Origin of the sequence: Streptomyces sp. TLI_185 (assembly GCF_003814765.1) — a bacterium.
GTDB lineage: Bacteria > Actinomycetota > Actinomycetes > Streptomycetales > Streptomycetaceae > Streptomyces.
The window spans coordinates 3,977,261-3,997,418 of the sequence record NZ_RKRB01000001.1 but is presented as its reverse complement, the minus strand read 5'-3'; the positions used below and the strand labels follow the sequence as shown (position 1 = coordinate 3,997,418).

Below are 20,158 nucleotides of genomic sequence, written 5' to 3'. Positions count from 1 at the left end.
GTACTCAGCAAGACGGGCCGCCGTACCTATGGCCGCCGCATCCGCACTACGGTTCGGCAGCGCCCCGAAGGGGCGCGGGGCTGTGTCGATGTGCGGCTCTGCCGCGATGGGGGTCCCCCCGCTCGAGCGAAGCCGAGAGTGGGGGAGCGACCAGCCACATCGGCGCCGCAGACGAAAGACAACCACATCGCGGCCCAACCAGCGGAGCGCTATCGCAGCGCGAACCACAGCTCCATGCGTACGTCCGGGTCGTCCAGGTCCGTGTCGAGGAGCGCGGCGCAGCGGGCGATGCGCTGGCGGACCGTGTTGCGGTGGACGGACAGGGCGACGGCCGTACGGTCCCAACTGCCGTGCAGGGACAGCCAGGTGCGCAGGGTCTCGGCGAGCGCGGGGGCGCCCGCGATCGGGGCGAGGAGCGTACGGGCATGGGCCGCGGCCTCGTCGGACGGCACCAGGTCGGCGAGGCCCGCCCGGTCGCCGTGCCGGACCAGGGCCGCGCGGGTGGCGCGGGCGCGGGCCAGCGCGCGGGCGGCCTGCGTGTCGGCGGACGGCCACCCGTGCGGGGTCGAGGCGGCGCTGACACCCAGGGTCCAGCCCGGCTGTGCGGCCGGTTCGCGGTCGGCGGGCACCAGGACCCGTACGACGTCCTCCGCCAGGTCGACCAGCGGCGACCCGAGGGCCGCACCCAGCGCCGAGGCGGCCACCGGGTCGGGCGCCTGCGCATCCGGCCGGGCGTGCACCACGAGCCACGGGCCGGGCCCGAGGAGGGCGGCCACGTCGGCCGGCGGCGTCCCCAGCAGCAGCCGTACCAGCGCGGACGACCGTGCCGCCCCCGTGCCGCTCTGGTGCTCGCCGGTGAGCAGCGAGAGCAGGACGGCGGCGACGGAGGCGATGGTGTGGTCACCCGGGTCCCGCTGCGGTGCGGCGACCCCCAGCACGAAGCCCTGCCCGGCCCCGAGCGCATAGGCGGCGAGGTGGGTGCCGGCTGCCGTGTCGGTGGCGGAGGTGGGGGCGGGACGGTCGGCCGCGGAGGGCGGGGCGGGCGGCACCCCGCCGGGCCCGCGACGCCGCGCCGCCGCCGAACCGGACTGCTCTGCAGAGCGTGCACCCCCCGGCCCGCCTGCTGCCGCGCCCGCCTGCCGCAGAGCCGTAACCGGCCGCACGACCCGCGCCAGCCCGGCCAGGGCCCCCCGGGCCTCGGCGCCCGCCTGTCGTCCCGCCGCAGCGATCTCCGCCCCCTCCGGCCCGTACAGCACCGCCCATCCGCCCACCCGCTGGGCCAGCTGCCGCAGCACCGACGACACCGGGTCCGGGCGGGAGGCCGCCGCCGCGAGGCTCTGCTGGGCCTCCGTCACACGGCGCAGTTCGGCGAGGCGGGCCTGGGCCATCAGCTGCCAGACGGCGCGGGCGATGCCGGAGAACGTGGTCTGCTCAGGGACCTCGACGAGCGGCAGCTCGTGCGCGTCGCACGCCGCCACCAGCGCGCGCGGCACCGAGTCGTGCACGGGAGCCAGGCCGAAGCCGAGGGCCGCGCCGCCCGCCGCGACGATCCTCGAGACGTAGTCGTCGAAGTACGTGCCGGAACCGGCGGCCTCCGGAACGTGGACCCCCGCCGTCAGCAGCAGCTCCCCGCCCAGCAGATACGGGTACGGGTCGGCCATCTCCGAGGTGTGCGCCCAGTGGATGACGATGCCCGGGTCGGCGGGCCCAGCGATCTGCCGCAGGGCCAGCTCCTCACGGGCCAGGAGTGCCGAGAGAGGCACGGGTGGCGTGGGTGGCGTGGCGGGAACAGCGGGATCCGGCATGGTGTGCGTTCCCTCCACCTCGTACGGCTCGAATGGATGAAACGTACACTTCGCAGTCGCTTTTCAGCCACCTAGTGTCAGTGCTCATCACCCGCCGGCGAGACCGAGCGAAGGAGGGCCCCGTGGCCGTCGACTACACAGTGATCGTCGTCTATCTGGCCGGAATGCTGGCCATGGGCTGGTGGGGCATGCGCCGCGCCAGGTCGAAGAGCGAGTTCCTGGTCGCGGGGCGCCGCCTCGGGCCCGCCATGTACTCCGGCACCATGGCCGCGATCGTCCTCGGCGGCGCGTCCACCATCGGCGGCGTGGGCCTCGGCTACCAGTACGGCCTCTCCGGCGCCTGGATGGTCTTCACCATCGGCCTCGGGCTGCTCGCCCTGTCCGTCCTCTTCTCCGCCCGCATCGCGCGCCTGAAGGTCTACACCGTCTCCGAGGTGCTGGACCTGAGGTACGGCGGTCGCGCGGGCGTCATCTCGGGCGTCGTCATGTGGGCGTACACCCTCATGCTCGCGGTGACGTCCACCATCGCGTACGCCACGATCTTCGACGTCCTCTTCGACATGAACCGAACCGTCGCGATCGTCCTCGGCGGCTCGATCGTCGTCGCGTACTCGACGCTCGGCGGCATGTGGTCGATCACGCTCACCGACATGGTGCAGTTCGTGGTCAAGACGATCGGCGTGCTGCTTCTGCTCCTGCCGATCGCGGTCGTGAAGGCGGGCGGCTTCGCCGAGATGAAGGCCAAGCTGCCCACCGAGTACTTCGACCCGCTGGGCATCGGCGGCGAGACGATCTTCACCTATGTCCTGATCTATACGTTCGGCATGCTCATCGGACAGGACATCTGGCAGCGCGTCTTCACCGCCCGCAGCGACACGACAGCCAAGTGGGGCGGCACGGTCGCGGGCACCTACTGTCTCGCGTACGCCCTCGCCGGCGCCGTCATAGGTACGGCAGCCAAGGTGCTGTACCCGAAGCTCGGCAGCCCGGACGACGCCTTCGCGACCATCGTCAAGGACGAACTCCCGGTCGGTGTGAGGGGGTTGGTGCTGGCCGCCGCACTCGCCGCCGTGATGTCCACATCCTCCGGCGCGCTGATCGCCTGCGCGACCGTGGCCAACAACGACATCTGGTCGCGGCTGCGAGGGGCCGTACGGGGGTCCGACGGCGAGCACGACGAGGTGAAGGGCAACCGCGCCTTCATCCTGATCATGGGCCTCGCGGTGATCGGTACGGCGATCGCGCTCAACAACGTCGTCGAGGCGCTGACGGTGGCGTACAACCTGCTGGTGGGCGGGCTCCTCGTGCCCATCCTCGGCGGGCTGCTGTGGAAGCGCGGCACCGTGCAGGGCGCGCTCGCCTCGGTGATCGTCGGCGGCCTCGCGGTCGTCGGCCTGATGGCCGGCTACGGCATCCTCGCCAACGAGCCGGTGTACTACGGCCTTGTGTCGTCCCTCGTCGCATATGTGGCGGTCTCCCTGGGGACGAAGCCCACGGACGAGGTCGTCCTCGCCACCTGGCGCGAGCGCCTCGCGGGGCGGACCTCCGAACTCGCGTCCGAACCGGTCGCGGCTCCCCAGTAGAGTCGTACAAGAAGCAGTACTTATCGCTCCATACGCGATGAAGCGTAGGAAAGAAGGCATTACTCCATGAGCAGCAACGAGACGCCCCGCGGCCCCGTCGACTCCTCCCGCATCCCGCGGTACGCCGGACCCGCGACCTTCGCCCGGCTGCCCCGCCTCGACGAGGTCGGGCGTGCGGACGTCGCGGTCGTGGGCGTGCCGTTCGACTCGGGCGTCTCGTACCGGCCGGGCGCCCGCTTCGGCGGCAACGCGATCCGCGAGGCGTCCCGGCTGCTGCGGCCGTACAACCCGGCGCAGGACGCGTCCCCGTTCGCGCTGGCGCAGGTGGCGGACGGCGGGGACATCGCGGTGAACCCGTTCAACATCAACGAGGCGGTCGAGACGGTCGAGGCCGCGGCGGACGAGCTGCTGGGGACGGGCGCGCGGCTGATGACCCTGGGCGGCGACCACACCATCGCGCTGCCGCTGCTCAGGTCCGTCGCGAAGAAGCACGGCCCGGTCGCCCTGCTCCACTTCGACGCGCACCTCGACACCTGGGACACGTACTTCGGCGCCGAGTACACGCACGGGACGCCGTTCCGGCGGGCGGTGGAGGAGGGCATCCTCGACACCTCGGCGCTGTCGCACGTGGGCATCCGCGGGCCGTTGTACGGCAAGCAGGACCTGGCCGACGACGAGAAGATGGGCTTCGGCATCGTGACGTCGGCCGATGTGATGCGGCGCGGCGTGGACGAGGTGGCCGACCAGCTGCGGCAGCGCATCGGCGACCGCCCGCTGTACATCTCCATCGACATCGACTGCCTGGACCCGGCGCACGCGCCCGGCACGGGCACGCCCGAGGCGGGCGGCATGACGTCCCGCGAACTGCTGGAGATCCTGCGGGGCCTGGCCTCCTGCAACCTGGTCTCGGCGGACGTCGTCGAGGTGGCGCCCGCGTACGATCACGCGGAGATCACGTCGGTGGCCGCGTCCCACACGGCGTACGAACTGACCACGATCATGTCCCGCCAGATCGCCGAGGCCCGCGCGCAGACCAAGGAAAACGAGGGCAAGTGACCCACGACCACGACCAGGAACTCCGCCCGACCCCGGCGCAGATTTCCGCCGCTCTGAACCCTCCTCCCGGCCGCAACGGCGGAGACCTGGTCGTGGAGACGCTCGCCGGACTCGGCGCGACGACGGTCTTCGGTCTGCCCGGCCAGCACGCGCTGGGCATGTTCGACGCGCTGCGACGGTCGGCGCTGCGGTATGTGGGCCTGCGGGTGGAGAACAACGCGGGGTTCGCGGCGGACGCGTACGGCCGGATCACGGGCGAGGCGGCACCGCTGCTCCTCTCGACCGGCCCGGGAGCCCTGACATCCCTGGCCGCGCTCCAGGAGGCGGCCGCGGCCTCCGCCCCCGTGCTCGCGATCAGCAGCCAGATCCCGACGGCGGGACTGGGCGGCGGCAGGCACGGCTACCTGCACGAACTCCCGGACCAGGCAGCCTCGTTCCGGGGCGTGGTCAAGTCGGTCCACACGGTCCGCACCCAGTCCCAGATCCCCTCCGCGATCGCAGCGGCCTGGAAGTCGGCCCTGACCGCCCCGCACGGCCCGGTGTGGGTGGAGATCCCGCAGGACGTCCTGCTGGCGCCGACGCAGATCCCGGTGGTGACGGGCGGTGACGCGTTTCCGGAGGACCTCCCGCCGCGCCCCGAACTGACGGCCGTGGCCGCCGACCTGCTGTCCCGCGCCGCCCGTCCGGCGATCATCGCGGGCGGGGGAGTGGTACGGGCGGACGCCTCGGGGAAGCTGCGTCAGCTGGCGGAGGCGTTGCAGGCGCCGGTGGTGACGACGCCGGGCGGCAAGGGAGCGTTCCCCTGGACCCACCCCCTCTCCCTCCAGTCCTGGATCGAGGACCGGCACACGACGGACTTCCTGGAGGACGCGGACGTCCTGCTGGTGGTCGGCTCGGGCCTGGGCGAACTCTCCTCCAACTACCACACGTTCAAGCCCCGCGGCCGGGTCGTCCAGATCGAGGCGGACCTCGGCAAGCTGGAGTCGAACCATCCGGCGCTGGGCATCCATGCGGATGCGCGGCTGGGGCTGCAGGCGCTGCTGGAGACGGTGGAGCGGCGGGAGGACGCACTCGTCGCCGAGCGCGTACGTGAGGTCCTGTCGAAGGTGGCCGAACGCATCGCATCCCAGGAACTCACCCTGGAACAGGACGTGCTGGCGTCCGTCCGCCGGGCCCTCCCCGCCGACTCCCCGTCCTTCTGGGACATGACCATCCTGGCCTACTGGGCCTGGTCGGCCTTCGACGCCAAGGGCCCCAACCTCCTGCACTCCGCCCAGGGCGCCGGCGGCCTCGGCTACGGCTTCCCGGCGGCCCTGGGAGCGGCGGTGGCCGACCCGACGCGGCCGGTGCTGGCGGTGTCGGGCGACGGCGGAGCCCTGTACTCGATCGCCGAGCTGGCGACCGCGAAGCAGTACAACCTCGACGTCACCTGGCTGATCGTCGACGACGGCGGCTACGGCATCCTGCGCGAGTACATGACGGACGCCTTCGGCGAGGCGACGGCGACGGAGCTGTCCCGGCCGGACTATGTGGCGCTGGCGGAGTCGTTCGGCGTCCCGGGAGTCCGTACGACTCCCGAGACGCTCGAGACCGACCTGGCGAAGGCACTGTCGCAGCGAGGGCCCTCAGTGGTCGTACTCCCGGCGGTGCTGCGGATGTTCGCGGCGACGCATCTGGACGGCTGACCGGCTACCAGATCGCGTCCACCCACTCCGGGTGGTCGATGAACGGGTTCCGGTTGTGCTGGTACTTGTCGTAGATGACCTGGTTGCGGTTCTCCTCGAAGGCGCTCGGCGGGTCCTCGTCGTTCCACTGCTTGAGGACCGAGAGCTTGCCTATGTACGGGTTGCTGCCGTTGTTGACCTTCTCGTCGGGCTCCAGGTCGGGGAAGCCGTCGCCGCCGTCGTAACGCACGGCCATGTAGAGGATCATGCGGGCGACGTCGCCCTTGTCCGCGTCGCGCGGCTCGAAGGAGTCGGAGTCGGTGAGGCTGCCGCCCCCGTTGCTGACGGTGCTGCCGCCCTCGTCGAAGTCCTTGTCGCCGCGGATGCTGTTGACCGTGACGTCTGCCGGGCGCAGGTGGTGCAGGTCCGTGCCGGGGCCGGTCGCGGTGCCGAAGTCGCCGTGGGACTTGGCCCATACGTGCTCGCGGTTCCAGTCGCCCGTGTCGCCGCCGTTGAGGGACTTGGCGCGGGAGACACCGCTGTACAGCAGGATCACGTTGTTGCTGTTGTTCGGGTCCTGGTCGGTGACCTTCAGCGCGTCCCAGACCGCGGAGTACGAGATCTTCGTCTGGCTGCTGATGATCGTGTGCAGGGACGACTTCAGGCTCGCGCCCGTCTTGCCGATCGCGTTCTTGTAGTACGTCGAGTCGTAGTCGGTGGTCGTGGCGCCGGCCGGAGTCGCGGTCAGGGCCGGGGCGGTGAGGCCGACCAGGACGGCTGCCGTGGCCCAGGCCACCGACTTCCAGCGGCGGGTACGTGTCGCCAGCATGTGGGGGTCCCATCTACGCGGGTTGAATGGAGGCGGCAGATGGGAGCGTGGCATGGACATGCGGTCCGGTAAAGAGAGTAAAGGTGTCGATCGGGTTACCGGTAACGGCAAATCGGGCTGTCTCTACGCGAGTTGATGCACCTGGATGCACCGAAACGGTCCCCGACCGGTGATCGGGGACCTTTTTCGTGTGCCGGTCTCGTTCAGCTGACGTCCGACGGGTCCAGGCGGTAGAGCGACGACGAGCTCGACCGGGACGAGGAGGACGAGGAGGACGAGGAGCTCGTGTTCGGGGTCGCGTTCGACGTCGAACTCTTGCTGTACGCGCTCTCCTTCACCGCCGTGCCGTGCTGCTTCACCCAGTTCGACACCTCGGTGCTGAGGTTGTTGCCCCCGCCGGGGCCGCCGCCCATACCGCCGCCCATGCCGCCGCTGCCGATCTGGATGTAGTGCAGCTCGCCCTTCTTCACCAGCTCCTTGAGCTTGGCGACCGTCATCGCCTTGTCGGAGCCGGTGAAGCCCCACATGGAGATGACCGGTTCCCTGGCGCTCAGCTCGATCTGCGCGGCGCTCTGCGAGTTGGAGACAGCGAGCAGCCACTTGGCGCCGTCCTGATGCTTCTTCAGGTACGAGATGAGCTCGCTGTCCGCGCCGCCCATCCCGCCGCCGGGGCCACCGCCCATGCCGCCGAAGCCGCCGCGCTGTCCGGACGTACCGCCGCTCGTGCCGGTGCCGCCCGGTGCCGTGCCGCCGCCCGTCTCGCTGTTCCCGCCGGGCGCCTGGCCGTTGCTGTTGCCGCTGCCCTGCTGGGGCAGTTCGCCGTTGCCGCCGCCCGGCGTCATCTGTCCGGTGCCCGGCAGCTCACCGTTCTGGCCCTGCTGAGTGCCGCCGGGCAGCTCGCCGCCGCCGGGGAAGCCGCCGGCCTGGTTGCCGCCACCCTGCCGGGTGCCGCCCGGCATTTCGCCGCCGCCCGGGAACCCGCCCCGGTTGCCGCCGGGGCCGCCGCCGAAGCCGCCTCCCGTGGAGGGGCCGGCCGTCGGGTTGGTGCCGCCCATCATGCCGCCGGAGGAGCCGAAGGCCGGCGAGGCCGCGTACGCCGTCGGGCCCGCGAGAGCCGCGACGACCGCCGCCGCCAGGGACGCCGTCAGCAGCCGGGCCCGGGAGCCGGAGCGGAAGACCAGCATGCCCACGATGCCCGCCACGGTCAGGACGCCGATCGTGGGCCACAGCCACGTGTTCCAGCCGGAGGCACGACGGAGCAGGACGATCGCCCAGATGCCGGTGACGCCGAAGGCGAGCGGGAGCACCCACGCCCACCGCTTGTCGCGGCGGAAGGCGTCCAGCAGCATTGCGCCACCGCCGCCGCACAGCGCCGCGATGCCCGGGGCGAGAGCGGTCGTGTAGTACGGGTGCATGGTGCCCTGGGCGGTCGCGAAGATCACGTAGTGCAGCAGGGTCCAGCCGCCCCACAGGACCAGTGCCATCCGGCGCAGGTCGGTGCGCGGGGCGCGGCCGCACAGGACCAGGCCGCCAATCAGGGCGATCGCGGAGAAGGGCAGCAGCCAGGAGATCTGGCCGCCGAGGATGTCGTTGAACATCCGGCCCAGGCCGGCGGAGCCGGAGAAGCCGCCGCCTCCGCCTCCGCCTCCGCCGCCTCCGCCGTTGCCCTCGCCGCCGAGGACACGGCCGAGGCCGTCGTAGCCCATGATCAGGTCCCAGGCCGAGCCGTCCGTCGAACCGCCGATGTACGGCCGGTCGGAGGCCGGGACCAGGGACACGGCGATCGCCCACCAGAAGCTGGACACGGCCAGGACGACCGCGGCGAGCAGCAGGTTCACGGCCCGCTTCACCCACGGGGCCTTCGACGCGTAGAGGTAGAGCGCGAAGACGGCAGGGAGGGCGATCCAGCCCGCGAGCAGCTTGGTGTTGAAGGCGAGGCCGAAGCAGGCGGCGGAGCCGAGCAGCGGCAGGAGCTTCTCGTCACGGGTGGCGCGGAACGCGAGCGCCGCGCCCGCCACCATGAGGAACACCAGGAGTGTGTCGGGGTTGTTGTCGCGGTTGATCGCGACGGTGATCGGGGTGAGCGCCAACACCAGCGCGGCGACGGTTGCCGCGCCGTGCCCCCACACCCGCTTCACACTGGCGTGCAGGATCCAGATCGTGGCGAGGGCCACCACGATCATCGGTGCCATCATCTGCCAGGTGCCGAAGCCGAAGACGCGGCACGACAGGCCCATGACCATGAGCGCGAACGGCGGTTTGTCGACGGTCAGGAAGTTGCCCGGGTCCAGCGAGCCGAAGAACCACGCCTTCCAGCTCTGCGTGCCGGCCCAGACGGCACCGCTGTAGAAGGTGTTCATGCTGGAGCCGGAGAGATTCCAGGCATACAGGGCAGCCGCCAGGACCAGGGTCGCGACCAGCGCGGGCAGCGACCAGCGGGGCGCCTTGTCCGGGGGTGCCGCAGGTGTCGCCGGCGGCGGCCAGTCGGCGGAGACGGTCTCGGTGGTGTGGGGGAGTGGATCGGTGGCAGATGTCACGAGCGCATCGTGCAAAGGGGGAGTGAGTGCGCGCTGTGGCGAACCTGGCCAACGGCTGTGAATAAGTTGGGGAACCGTGCCACTGAGGTAAGTTGACCGCCAATCATCGAACGCGCGTACAACTTCCGGACATTTCTGTGAGTCAAGAGAGGTGAGCGTGCTAAGAGTGCGCCACGAGTGCGCTGTGCGCTCATCGCCATCAAGATGACGGGGGACCTCCATGACTCACCACATATCCCGGCGCGCCCGTGTGCTCGGTGCGGGCATCGCGGCCGGCGTACTCCTACCCGTCGTGGCCGCCGCCTCGCCCGCCGCGGCCGCCACGACACCGACCGTCAGCTGTACGTCCTCCAAGGCCGCCCTGGCCACCAAACTCCAGAAGGACATCACCGCCGCCCTCGCGAACCGCACGGGCACCGTCTCGGTCGGCCTCTACGACCGTTCCACCAACACCACTTGTTCGCTCAGAGCCACCTCGTCCTACGACTCCGCCAGCGCCGTCAAGGTCACCGTCCTCGCCACGCTGCTGTGGGACGCGAAGAAGCACAACCGCTACCTGACCGACACCGAGGCCTCGCTTGCCAAGGCCATGATCACAAAGTCGGACAACACTGCGACCAGCAAGCTCTGGAAGCAGCTTGGCCTGACGAAGATCAAGGGCTTCCTGAGCGCCGCCGGGATGACGAAGACCGTGCCGGGCGCGAACGGCTACTGGGGCCTGACCCAGATCAACGTCACCGACGAGCAGAAGCTGCTCAAGCTGATCACCGCGCAGAACACGGTCCTGAGCGACAACTCCCGTGCGTACATCCTGAAGTTGATGAGCCAGGTCATCTCCTCGCAGCGCTGGGGCACACCGTACGGAGCGCCCTCCGGAGTCTCGGTCCACGTCAAGAACGGCTGGCTGCAGCGCTCCACGCACGGCTGGCGGGTGCACAGCCTCGGCACCTTCAACGGCGGCGGCCACGACTACATGATCACGGTGCTGACGTGGGGCAACAGCACCATGAACTACGGCATCAACACCATCCAGGGCGTCGCCAAGGTCATTCACAGGGATCTTGCCGCGAGTTGACCCCTGCCGGTCTCCCGCCCGTCACCCACCCGCTCTACGGTGACGCCCATGCGCCTGAGAACCGTACTCGCGACAGTCACCGCGGCCCTGGCGGCGGCCACCAGTCTGACCGCCGCCGGGCCCGCCAACGCCCAGAACAGCCATGCCTGTTCGCCCTCCGTCTCCATCGACCGTTTCTCCGACGCGCTCGACAAGACGACGTACCAGGGCACCTTCGTGGGCAACTTCTCCGCGCTCGCCGTGGACCGCGACGGATCCCTGGCCGCGCTGGAGGACCGCTCGTCCCTCTTCGCCCTGGACCGGAAGAGCCTCGCGCCGCAGTCCGTCGTCCCGCTCGCCGACGAGAAGGGCGCCGCGCTCGACAGCGAGGGCCTGGTCATCGACGGCGACGGCACCCGACTGATCACCTCGGAGACCGAGCCGTCCGTCCGCCGCTACAGCGTGGACGGCAAGATCCTCGACCGCCTCCCGGTCCCGTCCTCGCTCCTCGTCGCCCCCGCGGGACGCGCCACGTCCAACCAGACCTTCGAGGGCCTGACCCTCCTCCCCGGCGGCCATGCCCTCCTGGCCTCGATGGAGAACGCGATCTCCGGCGACTCCACGACCATCGTCCGCTTCCAGACCTGGGAGCGGACGAAGGGCGGGCACTTCCGGCTCGGTGCCCAGTACGCGTATCCGGTCGACTCCGGTCTCGGTGTCCCGGAGGTCCAGGCCACGCCCGACGGCCGCCTGCTCGTCCTGGAGCGCGGCTTCACCTCCGGCGTCGGCAACACGGTCCGCCTCTACCTGGCCGACCCGCGGCACGCGACGGACACCAGCGGCATCGAGAACCTCACGGGCCAGTCCGGCGTACGCCTGATCAAGAAGACCCTGCTCACGGACATGGTGACCTGCCCGTCACTGGGAGCGACGGCCAAGCAGCCCCAGCCCAACCCCCTCCTCGACAACATCGAGGGCATGGCGATCACGGGGTACTCGAAGGGCCGCCTGAAGGTGCTCCTGGTCAGCGACGACAACCAGAACGCGGTGCAGACGACGCGGTTCTACTTTCTGCGGGTACGCGTCTGATCGGCCCCTCCGTTTTTGATCGTCCCCTCCGCTTTGTCCCCCGATTTGTTGCAGCGGGATGAAATCGCCGCCCGTACGCGTTGGTGCCTTCCGGTAGATCAGGACTTCTGAGCGACGGAGGGCACCCGCGTGGAACCGCAACGGGGATGGGCACGACGGCTGGCGGGATACGCCTGGCGCTACCCCAAGGACGTTCTCCTCGCCCTCGGCTCGTCGCTCGCCGGTATGGCCGTCATGGCGCTGGTTCCGCTGGTCACCAAGGTGATCATCGACGACGTCATCGGCGACCACAGCCGCCGCATGGCGCCCTGGGCGGGCGCCCTGCTCGGTGCCGCCGTCCTCGTGTACATCGCCACCTACATACGCCGCTACTACGGCGGCCGTCTCGCCCTCGACGTCCAGCACGACCTGCGGACCGAGATGTTCGAGACGATCACCCGGCTCGACGGGCGCCGCCAGGACGAGCTGTCCACAGGCCAGGTCGTCGGTCGCGCCACCAGCGACCTCCAGCTGATCCAGGGCCTGCTGTTCATGCTCCCGATGACCATCGGGAACCTCCTGCTCTTCCTGATCTCCCTCGTGATCATGGCCTGGCTGTCGCTGCCGCTGACCCTGGTCGCCCTCGCCGTGGCCCCCGCTCTGTGGTGGATCGCCAAGCGCAGCCGCTCCAAGCTGCATCCCGCCACCTGGTACGCCCAGGCCCAGGCCGCCGCGGTCGCCGGTGTGGTCGACGGCGCCGTCAGCGGCGTACGCGTGGTGAAGGGCTTCGGGCAGGAGGAGCAGGAGACCGGGAAGCTCAGGGAGGTCGGGCGGCGGCTGTTCGCGGGGCGCCTGCGCACCATCCGGCTGAACAGCACGTACACCCCGGCCCTCCAGGCCGTCCCGGCGCTCGGCCAGGTCGCCATGCTGGCGCTGGGCGGCTGGCTGGCCGTCCGCGGACACATCACGCTCGGCACGTTCGTCGCCTTCTCCACCTACCTCGCCCAGCTGGTCGGCCCGGTCCGCATGCTCGCCATGGTCCTCACGGTCGGGCAGCAGGCGCGCGCCGGCACCGAGCGCGTCCTGGAGCTGATCGACACCCAGCCGTCCATGACCGACGGCACCAAGGAACTCCCCGCCGACGCGCCCGCCACGGTCGAGTTCGACGACGTGTCCTTCGGGTATGACCATGAGCGTCCCGTCCTCGACGGGCTCAGCTTCGAGATCCGCCCCGGCGAGACCCTCGCCGTCGTCGGCTCCTCCGGCTCCGGCAAGTCGACCGTGTCCCTGTTGATGCCCCGCTTCTACGACGTCACCCACGGCGCCGTCCTGATCGGCGGACACGACGTCCGCGAGCTCACCCTCGACTCGCTGCGGGCCGCGATCGGGCTGGTCCCCGAGGACTCCTTCCTCTTCTCGGACACCGTGCGCAGCAACATCGCCTACGGCCGTCCCGACGCCACCGACGAGCAGATCGAGGCCGCCGCGCGTGCCGCCCAGGCGGACCGATTCATCACCGAGCTCCCGGCCGGCTACGACACCAAGGTCGGCGAGCACGGGCTGACCCTCTCCGGCGGCCAGCGCCAGCGCGTCGCCCTGGCCCGCGCGATCCTCACCGACCCGCGCCTGCTCGTCCTCGACGACGCCACCTCCGCCGTGGACGCCCGCGTGGAGCACGAGATCCACGAGGCGCTGAAGCAGGTCATGCAGGGCCGCACGACCCTGCTCATCGCGCACCGCCGCTCCACCCTCAACCTCGCCGACCGCATAGCCGTCCTCGACGCCGGCCGCCTCGCCGACATCGGCACCCACGAGGAACTGCAGGAACGATCCGCCCTCTACCGCCGTCTACTCACCGACCCCGACGAGCTCGGCGGCGTCTCGCCCGGCCACACCCAGCCCTCCGTACCGGCCGAGGACACCTCGGTACGGGACGAGCTGGACGCCGAGTTCGACGCCGAGCGCGGTCTGACGCCCCGCCTGTGGACCGGCGACCGCGAGCCCAAGGACACCGCGCTGGCCGGGATGCCCGCCACCCCCGAACTGCTTGCCGAGGTCGACGCGCTGCCCCCGGCGAACGACACCCCGGACATCGACGAGGCACAGGCGGTGCGGCCGGAGGAGTCGTACGGCCTGAAGCGGCTGCTGCGCGGCTTCGGGCTGCCGCTGCTGGTCAGCCTGGGGCTCGTCGCCGTGGACGCGGGCATGAGCCTGCTGCTGCCGATCATGATCCGGCACGGCATCGACCAGGGCGTCAGCAAGCTCGCCCTCGGCGCGGTCTGGTCGGCCTCGCTGCTGGCGCTGCTCGCCGTGGTGGTGCAGTGGGCGGCACAGCGGGGTGAGACCCGGATGACAGGGCGCACGGGGGAGCGGGTCCTGTACTCGCTCCGTCTGAAGATCTTCGCGCAACTCCAGCGGCTCGGACTCGACTACTACGAGCGGGAGTTGACCGGCCGGATCATGACGAGGATGACGACGGACGTCGACGCCCTCTCCACCTTCCTGCAGACCGGTCTGGTCACCGCGTTCGTCTCGGTCGTCACCTTCTTCGGCATCATGGCCGCCCTGCTGGTGATCGACCTGCAGCTGGCGCTCGTGGTCTTCGCCACGCTGCCGCCGCTGATCGTCGCGACGTTCTTCTTCCGCCGGGCGAGCGTGAAGGCGTACGAACTGGCCCGTGAGCGGGTGTCGGTGGTGAACGCCGACCTCCAGGAGTCCGTCTCCGGGCTGCGGATCGTGCAGGCCTTCCGGCGCGAGGGGGACGGCGGCCGGCGGTTCGCGGAGCGCAGCGACAGCTATCGCAAGGCCCGTATACGGGGGCAGTGGCTGATCTCGATCTACTTCCCCTTTGTGCAGCTGCTGTCGTCCGTGGCCGCCGCAGCCGTGCTGATAGCGGGTGCGGGACGGGTCGACGCCGCCACGCTCACCACCGGCGCCCTGGTGGCGTACCTGCTCTACATCGACCTGTTCTTCGCCCCGGTCCAGCAGCTATCCCAGGTCTTCGACGGCTACCAGCAGGCCACCGTCTCCCTCGGCCGCATCCAGGAACTCCTCCAGGAGCCGACCTCCACCAAGTCCGCCGACGAACCCCTCGAAGTGCTGTCCCTGCGCGGCGAAGTCGCCTTCGAAGACGTGCACTTCGCGTACGGCGACGACGAAGAGGCGCTCGGCGGCATCGAGTTGAGCATCCCGGCGGGCCAGACGGTGGCCTTCGTCGGAGAGACCGGCGCCGGCAAGTCGACCCTCGTCAAGCTCGTGGCGCGCTTCTACGACCCCACGGGCGGCCGGGTCACGGTCGACGGCCAGGACCTGCGCACCCTCGACCTCACCTCCTACCGGCACCGTCTCGGCGTCGTCCCGCAGGAGGCGTACCTGTTCCAGGGCACCGTCCGCGACGCCATCGCCTACGGCCGCCCGGACGCCACCGACGCCGAGGTCGAGGCGGCGGCCCGCGCGGTCGGCGCGCACGAGATGATCGCCACGCTCGACGGCGGCTACCTCCACGAGGTCGCCGAACGCGGCCGCAACCTCTCGGCCGGCCAGCGCCAGCTGATCGCCCTGGCCCGTGCGGAACTCGTCGACCCCGACGTCCTCCTCCTCGACGAGGCGACGGCCGCCCTCGACCTGGCCACGGAGGCCCAGGTCAACCAGGCCACCGACCGCCTCGCAGGCCGCCGTACCACGCTCGTGGTGGCCCACCGCCTGACCACCGCCGCCCGCGCGGACCGCGTCGTGGTCATGGATCACGGCCGGGTCGTCGAGGACGGCACGCACGAGGAGCTGCTGGCGCTGGAGGGCCGGTACGCCGCGCTGTGGCGGACGTTCGTCGGCGCCGATGCGCCGGTGGGGGCCTGACCGGCTGACTGGCCCGCCAGGGGCGGGCGGTGCGAGGGGAGGCCTAGCCCGAGGAGCCGGTGGGCATGTCCTACTGACGGCCGTGCAACCATCGGACATACGTCCTGCGTCCGTACACCCGTACGTTCATCGCCGGGGTACGGGAGGGAACACAGTGGACAGTGGTGCGATACGGCGGCGGCTCGGTGCGTTCCTCGCTGTGCTGGCCGCTTCCGGGCTGCTGGCGCTCGCGGCGCCGGGGGAGGCACAGGCCGCCGATGCCTCGTCCTGCTCGGGGCGCAAGATCAGGACGTTCTCCTTCTCCACCGGATCTGTGAAGCTCTACAAGAGCGGCAACTACCTCTGCGCGATCACCGTCCCCAAGAGCAGCGGCGGCAGGCGCCCGATGATGGTCAGCCTGCAGGCCCGCGGCTTCGAGCCCGTCGTCGACAAGGGGCTGTTCGCGCAGCACGCCGGCCCGGTCCGCTCGTACGTCGGACACCGCAAGGTGTGGATCAAGGGCTCGGTCGGCCGCGGGTCGTACGACTCCGGTGGCTGGAAGCGCTACTAACCCGCCAATCACAGCAGTAATCCCTCATCTCCCCTGGTGCATAGCGGAGTTGCTCCGATAGCTTCCGCTCGCACATCTGATTCACAGGGGAGGGTGCATGCGCAAGGCGCTCAGATGGCTGCTCGCGCTCGCCGTGTTCATAGGCACGTTGAGCACGGCGGGGGCGGCCACCGCCGCACAGCCGGAGGCCACCGGAACGACCGAAATCAAGGATCAGTTGCTCTCCATACCGGGGATGAGCCTGATCGAGGAGAAGCCGTACACCGGCTACCGCTTCTTCGTCCTCAACTACACCCAGCCGGTCGACCACCGCGACCCGTCCAAGGGCACGTTCCAGCAGCGGATCACCGTGCTGCACAAGGACGTCAGCCGCCCGACGGTCTTCTACACCGGCGGCTACAACGTCTCCACGACACCCAGCCGCCGCGAGCCGACCCAGATCGTGGACGGCAACCAGGTCTCCATGGAGTACCGCTTCTTCACGCCCTCCCGGCCCGCCCCGGCCGACTGGAGCAAACTGGACATCTGGCAGGCGGCCAGCGACCAGCACCGCATCTTCAAGGCGCTGAAGTCCATCTACACCAAGAAGTGGATCTCGACGGGCGGTTCGAAGGGCGGCATGACCGCCACGTACTACGAGCGCTTCTACCCGCGCGACATGGACGGCGTCGTCGCATACGTCGCCCCGAACGACGTCGTCAACAACGAGGACTCCGCCTACGACCGCTTCTTCACCAAGGTCGGCACCAAGGAGTGCCGCGACCGGCTGAACGCCGTACAGCGCGAGGCGCTGGTGCGCCGGGAGCCGCTGGAGAAGAAGTACGCGGCCTACGCGGCGGACAACGGCTACACCTTCACCACGATCGGCAGCCTGGACCGGGCCTACGAGGCCGTCGTCCTCGACTACGTGTGGGGCTTCTGGCAGTACAGCCTGCTGCGCGACTGCGCCACGATCCCGGCGGACGCGAAGACCGCGACCGACCAGGCGATCTGGGACTCCGTGGACAGCATCTCCGGCTTCTCGTTCTACACCGACCAGGGCCTGGAGCCGTACACGCCGTACTACTACCAGGCGGGCACGCAGCTGGGCGCGCCGGACATCCACTTCCCGTACATCGAGAAGCAGTACATCCGCTACGGCTACGAGTCGCCGCGGAACCTGGTCCCGCGCGACATCCCGATGAAGTTCCAGCCGTACGCGATGCGCGACGTCGACTCCTGGGTGCGCCACCACGCGTACCACATGCTCTTCGTCTACGGCCAGAACGACCCGTGGGGCGCGGAGCGCTTCCGTGTCGGCAAGGGCGCGAAGGACGCGTACGTCTTCACGGCACCGGGGCTGAACCACGGCGCCAACGTGGCCGGGCTGGTCGCCGACCAGAAGGCGCTGGCCACCGCCCGCATCCTGCAGTGGGCCGGTGTCCCCGCCTCCTCCACGGCCGCGGCGAAGCCGCTGGCCAGGTTCGACAGCAAGCTGGACGTGCGGGACCTGGAGCGCGAGCCGGCTCTGCGCCCGTAGCTCCGCCGACTCCTGTGCTGCGCCCGGCGGTTGTTCACACCCGCCGGGCGCAGCCCACCGGCTGCGCGCCGTCCAGTTGCACATACAGTGCCGTCGCCGCGGGGCACCGGGCGCGCCTGGCGACCGCCTTCGCCACCTGGTACTGCGGTTTCTTCCCGCCGCTGCCGTCGCACGCCGTCTCGCGGACCTGCCCGTTCCCGGAGCCGTAGACGCAGTCGCCGACGATGGTGCGGGGGCCGCCCCCGCCGCCCGGGTCGCCGGGGTGCGGTGGCTGCAGGTTGCGCATACAGGCGTAGCCCTGCGGGATCGAGCCGTCGCCGTCCTCGTCCGAGGACGGGTTCTGCCGGCTGATGTGCAGGACGAAGTCCGTGGTCGCCGGGCACAGCGGACCGTCGCCCGCCGTGCCGTCGTAGCGTGCCACGACCCGGGCTGCCGCCCGCTCGCTGGTGCACGGCACCTCGGTGAAGCTCGTCGAGCCGAACGAACTGCACTCGTCGACGGCGAGGAACACCGCCCCGTAGCCGGAGGGCTGGGTCGTGGTCGCCCTCGGCGCCGCCCGGCCGTCCTTGTCCGACCCGGACTTCAGGACCTGGCAGCCGGTCAGCAGGGCAGCGACCAGTACCAGCAGTGCACAGACCACCCCCACGGAACTTCTCTCACGCATCGCGATCCCCCCTGGTGCCCCCTCAGCCAGCGTGACCCGCCGCAGCGGGCGCACGCCAGACGCGCGGGAGGCTTTGGGTCAGTTTGGGGTCGCACGCCGGGTGCGTGACGTATGCGCCCTACGCCCCGTGCACCGGGCACGGGACGCACGGGGTTCTAGTACGACAGTCCGTACCCGATGGGATACAGCACCTTCGCCGGATCGTCCGCCTGCTGCACCGGCACCGGCAGCTTCCCGCGTGGTGCCGCCCTGCCCGCGATGACGCGCGCGGCCGCCCGCAGCTCCACGTCGGTCCACGAGTACGACGCCAAGTGTGCGGAGGCGGACGGGAGTTGAGCCACGTCGTAGGGATTGCGGATCGCGACCGCCACCACCGGTCTGCCGGTCGCCGCCAGCTGTTCGACCAGTGTGCGCTGCGAGCTGCCCGCGGTGACGTTGTAGGTGCCCACGACCACCGCGTCCGCGTCCTGCGCCGCCGCGACCGCCGCGGCGACGGTGGCTGCGGAGGGGGCCGTGCCCGTGGACAGGGCGGTGGCGGTGAAGCCCAGTTCGGTGAGGGCGGTCGCGAGGACGCCGGTGGGCGGTCCCGTCGTACCGGACGGGGAGGCCGGGTCGGCGCCGACGACCAGGATCTTCCGGTGCGAGCGCCGGGACAGCGGCAGCAGGCCCGCCCTGTTGACCAGCAGGGTCGTCGTGCGCTCGGCGATGCGGTCGGCCGCGGCCAGGTGCGCGGCCGTGCCCACGGTGCGGTCGACGCCCTTCTGGCTGACATAGGGGTCGTCGAACAGCCGCAGCCTGGCCTTGAGCTTCAGGATGCGCAGGATCGACTCGTCCAGCCGGGACTCGGTGAGTTCCCCGTCCTGTACGGCCTTCAGGACGGCGTTCCAGGCGGTGGCGAGGTCGGGCGGGTTGAGGAGCTGGTCGACGCCGGCCTTGAGGGCGAGCACGGGGACGCGGTCGTCGCCGTACTTGGTCCGCACGCCCTGCATGCCCAGGGAGTCCGTCACCACCACTCCGTCGTAGCCGAGCTCCTCGCGCAGGATGCCGGTGAGGATCGGGTGGGAGAGGGTCGCCGGGTCGCCGGAGTCGTCGAGGGCCGGGAACTGGATGTGCGCGGTCATGATCGAGTCGATCCCCGCCTTGACGGCCGCCCGGAACGGCACGGCGTCCAGCTTCTCCCACAGCTCCCGGCTGTGGGTGATGACCGGGAAGCCGTAGTGGCTGTCGACGGCCGTGTCCCCGTGGCCCGGGAAGTGCTTGGCGGTCGCGGCGACCGACGACCTCTGGTACCCGGCGACCTCGGCGGCGACCAGGCGGGCCACCGCCTCCGGGTCGGCACCGAAGGAACGGACGCCGATGACCGGGTTGGCCGGGTTGATGTTCACGTCGGCGTCGGGGGAGTAGTCCTGGTTGATGCCCATCGCGCGCAGTTCGGCGCCGGAGATACGGCCGAGGGCGCGGGCGTCCTCGCGGGAGCCGCCGGCGCCCATGGCCATGGCGCCCGGGAAGAGGGTGGCGGGTTTGCCGACGCGGCAGACGATGCCGTGTTCCTGGTCGGTGGTGATGAGCACGGGCAGGCCGCGGGGCTGCGTGAGGGAGGCGCGCTGGATGCCGTTCGACAGATCCGCGATCTGGTGCGGGTCCTTGGTGTTGTGCGCCCAGGTGAAGTAGATGATGCCGCCGACGCGGTACTCGGCGATCAGATCGGCGGCCGTGCGGACGCCGATCTCCTTGAGGTTGGCGTCGATGTCGGCCTGGTCGGGGGCGGTGGCCGAGTGGCCGTAGACCCGCATGACGAAGAGCTGGCCGACCTTCTCCTCCAGGGTCATACGGGAGATGAGGGAGCGGAGTTTCTTGTCGCCGGGGGTGCCGGCGCTTGCAGTGGTGCCGATGGCCAGAGCTGCGGTGACGCCTGCGGAGGCGGCGAGGACGGTACGTCTGGAGGGCACGTGCGCTCCTTCCGGGGTGATCCGT

Annotated in this window: 13 protein-coding genes; 8 read left to right on the top strand and 5 right to left on the bottom strand. The window is 70.6% G+C overall.

Features of this window, described 5'->3' with window-relative positions; all coding sequences use genetic code 11:
- Nucleotides 1–209: 209 nt before the first annotated feature.
- Nucleotides 210–1,805: a PucR family transcriptional regulator gene (locus EDD92_RS18210; RefSeq protein WP_185124052.1), complete on the bottom strand. Its 1,596-nt coding sequence runs from the start codon at nucleotides 1,803–1,805 to the stop codon at nucleotides 210–212.
- Nucleotides 1,806–1,927: 122 nt separating this feature from the next.
- Between EDD92_RS18210 and EDD92_RS18205 the strand changes: the two genes are divergently transcribed.
- From EDD92_RS18205 to EDD92_RS18195, 3 genes are all read left to right on the top strand, one after another.
- Nucleotides 1,928–3,388: a sodium:solute symporter gene (locus EDD92_RS18205; RefSeq protein ID WP_123965315.1), complete on the top strand. Its 1,461-nt coding sequence runs from the start codon at nucleotides 1,928–1,930 to the stop codon at nucleotides 3,386–3,388.
- A gap of 66 nt (nucleotides 3,389–3,454) precedes the next feature.
- The gene (speB, locus tag EDD92_RS18200; protein WP_123965314.1) at nucleotides 3,455–4,444 is read left to right on the top strand and encodes an agmatinase; all 990 of its coding nucleotides are present in this window, start codon (nucleotides 3,455–3,457) and stop codon (nucleotides 4,442–4,444) included.
- Nucleotides 4,441–6,129, top strand: coding sequence for a thiamine pyrophosphate-binding protein (locus tag EDD92_RS18195; protein WP_123965313.1), 1,689 nt, complete (start codon nucleotides 4,441–4,443; stop codon nucleotides 6,127–6,129). The genes speB and EDD92_RS18195 overlap by 4 nt, the downstream gene beginning before the upstream one ends.
- Before the next feature lie 4 nt (nucleotides 6,130–6,133).
- On the opposite strand, the gene EDD92_RS18190 is transcribed toward EDD92_RS18195, so the two are convergent.
- Nucleotides 6,134–6,937 (bottom strand): endonuclease I family protein, encoded by an 804-nt coding sequence (locus EDD92_RS18190; RefSeq protein ID WP_123965312.1) that lies wholly within the window; start codon nucleotides 6,935–6,937, stop codon nucleotides 6,134–6,136.
- A gap of 203 nt (nucleotides 6,938–7,140) precedes the next feature.
- On the bottom strand, nucleotides 7,141–9,474 hold the full coding sequence (locus EDD92_RS18185) for a glycosyltransferase family 39 protein (RefSeq protein ID WP_123965311.1): 2,334 nt from the start codon (nucleotides 9,472–9,474) through the stop codon (nucleotides 7,141–7,143).
- A 220-nt stretch (nucleotides 9,475–9,694) separates the two neighbouring features.
- Between EDD92_RS18185 and EDD92_RS18180 the strand changes: the two genes are divergently transcribed.
- The 5 genes from EDD92_RS18180 (at nucleotide 9,695) to EDD92_RS18160 (ending at nucleotide 17,520) form a co-directional block, all read left to right on the top strand.
- Nucleotides 9,695–10,549 carry a serine hydrolase gene (locus EDD92_RS18180; RefSeq protein ID WP_123965310.1) on the top strand — a complete coding sequence of 285 codons (855 nt, stop codon included), beginning with the start codon at nucleotides 9,695–9,697 and terminating at the stop codon, nucleotides 10,547–10,549.
- A gap of 48 nt (nucleotides 10,550–10,597) precedes the next feature.
- A complete protein-coding gene (locus EDD92_RS18175) occupies nucleotides 10,598–11,617 on the top strand; it encodes an esterase-like activity of phytase family protein (protein WP_123965309.1) in 1,020 nt (339 codons plus the stop codon).
- A gap of 129 nt (nucleotides 11,618–11,746) precedes the next feature.
- Nucleotides 11,747–15,451, top strand: coding sequence for an ABC transporter ATP-binding protein (locus tag EDD92_RS18170; RefSeq protein ID WP_123965308.1), 3,705 nt, complete (start codon nucleotides 11,747–11,749; stop codon nucleotides 15,449–15,451).
- Between the two features lie 154 nt (nucleotides 15,452–15,605).
- Nucleotides 15,606–16,001, top strand: a complete 396-nt coding sequence (locus tag EDD92_RS18165) for a hypothetical protein (RefSeq protein ID WP_123965307.1) — start codon at nucleotides 15,606–15,608, stop codon at nucleotides 15,999–16,001.
- Nucleotides 16,002–16,098: 97 nt separating this feature from the next.
- Nucleotides 16,099–17,520 carry a S28 family serine protease gene (locus EDD92_RS18160; protein WP_123965306.1) on the top strand — a complete coding sequence of 474 codons (1,422 nt, stop codon included), beginning with the start codon at nucleotides 16,099–16,101 and terminating at the stop codon, nucleotides 17,518–17,520.
- 34 nt (nucleotides 17,521–17,554) lie between these two features.
- Here EDD92_RS18160 and EDD92_RS18155 read toward each other — a convergent pair whose 3' ends face one another.
- Both EDD92_RS18155 and EDD92_RS18150 read right to left on the bottom strand, forming a co-directional pair.
- Entirely contained in the window at nucleotides 17,555–18,184 is a 630-nt protein-coding gene (locus EDD92_RS18155) for a hypothetical protein (protein WP_123965305.1), read from the bottom strand.
- A gap of 155 nt (nucleotides 18,185–18,339) precedes the next feature.
- On the bottom strand, nucleotides 18,340–20,133 hold the full coding sequence (locus EDD92_RS18150) for a glycoside hydrolase family 3 protein (RefSeq protein ID WP_123965304.1): 1,794 nt from the start codon (nucleotides 20,131–20,133) through the stop codon (nucleotides 18,340–18,342).
- Nucleotides 20,134–20,158: the final 25 nt, after the last annotated feature.